Source organism: Acinetobacter sp. YH12137 (assembly GCF_013418535.1).
Lineage (GTDB): Bacteria > Pseudomonadota > Gammaproteobacteria > Pseudomonadales > Moraxellaceae > Acinetobacter.
The window spans coordinates 1-1409 of the sequence record NZ_VPBW01000087.1 but is presented as its reverse complement, the minus strand read 5'-3'; the positions used below and the strand labels follow the sequence as shown (position 1 = coordinate 1409).

Here is a 1409-nt window from a genome sequence, read left to right as displayed (position 1 = left end):
ACAGGATTTAACTTTCTTTGTTCAATAACAGCTTTCTGAGCTTTACGACTCGGCATACTTTTCTTGAGACGGGAACGTTTATTCTGTTTCTCCAACTCTTCATGTTGTTGCTGGATATGCGCCAGAACTGAGCCTAATCTTTTATTCTCAACCACTTCATTCTGCTGTAGTCCAGCCAGTTTATTGAAGACGCTATAGTTGATCTTCCGTCCTTCATGCATGAGGGCCACAGTGCCATCCGGGTACTCCAGAAATGAAATGTATTGCCCAACAAGCTTATGATTCAGCTCTGTCGGTTCAAGCAGATAAATACACTTGTCATAGGTGATGGTTAGGTTCTTCGTGACCTTACGCGGTTCCTGCCAAGTGAATATATCCTCCAGCTCAGCATCAGATTCCGTTAAAGATCGATGTAAATTCTTCGAGTTTCTCGCACACTTGGCAAACTTCTGATTGAAGTGCTCAATGAAGCAGGGTAGCCATGCATTGGCTTCGGCAATTGAACTGATGCCTTCCAGACGCATCTCCTTGATCAAACGGTCTTGAAGGGTTCTATTCGCGCGTTCTACGCGACCTTTAGCCTGTGGTGAGTTGGCAAAGATAATATCAATATTTAACTCGTTCAGAATCCGCCCAAATTGCGTGATCTGGCTGTCTTTCCTGGATTTCTGATTAACTCTGAATACCGAATGTTTGTCGCTATAAAAGGCCAGAGGTTTGCCGTATTGTTCAATGTAGGCTCGGGTTGAAAGCATATAGTCGAAGGTGGTTTCCGCCTCACAGAAGCGTAGATGCAACAGCTTTCCAGTGGCATCATCGATATACACCAATAAACAGCACTTAGCAGCGCGTCCTTCGAACCAGTCATGATATGAGCCATCAATCTGGATCAGCTCACCGAAGCAATCCCGGTTATAACGTGGCTGATATGGACGTTTAAGGCGCTTGGATCGCGGAATCCAGAGGTCATTGGCCATCATCCAGCGCCGAACCGTTTCTACCGGGATATTCAGGTCAAATATGCTGCTGAGCTTCTCATGCGCCAAGGTAGGTCCAAAGCCCAGCAGATGTTCAGAAATAATGGAAAGACATTTTGATTTTAATAACTCATCATGGCGATGATGGCCAGGTTGACCACGACTGGCATGTGCCAGACCTGAAACACCGTCTTGATTGAGTTTCTGCAATAACCGGGTAATTTGACGAGTGGAAAGATTCAGGATTTCAGCAGCACGGACCTGGGTAATACGATGATCTCGAACGTCTTGCAGAACTGCAAGACGTTGAATTTCCTTGTCAGACATAGTGATCAACATCTCTAATTTATATCCAGTCCATGATGGTAAAAACCATCATAAACTAGACATTTTTATTGGTGAGAATATAGACACTTTAAATGGTTTCTAACA

General features: G+C 44.4%; 1 protein-coding gene. It reads right to left on the bottom strand.

Features of this window, described 5'->3' with window-relative positions; genetic code table 11:
* Nucleotides 1–1316: ISNCY family transposase (locus tag FTU72_RS16175; protein WP_180053116.1), on the bottom strand; the 1316-nt coding region annotated here is incomplete at its 3' end.
* Between the last annotated feature and the right edge of the window lie 93 nt (nt 1317–1409).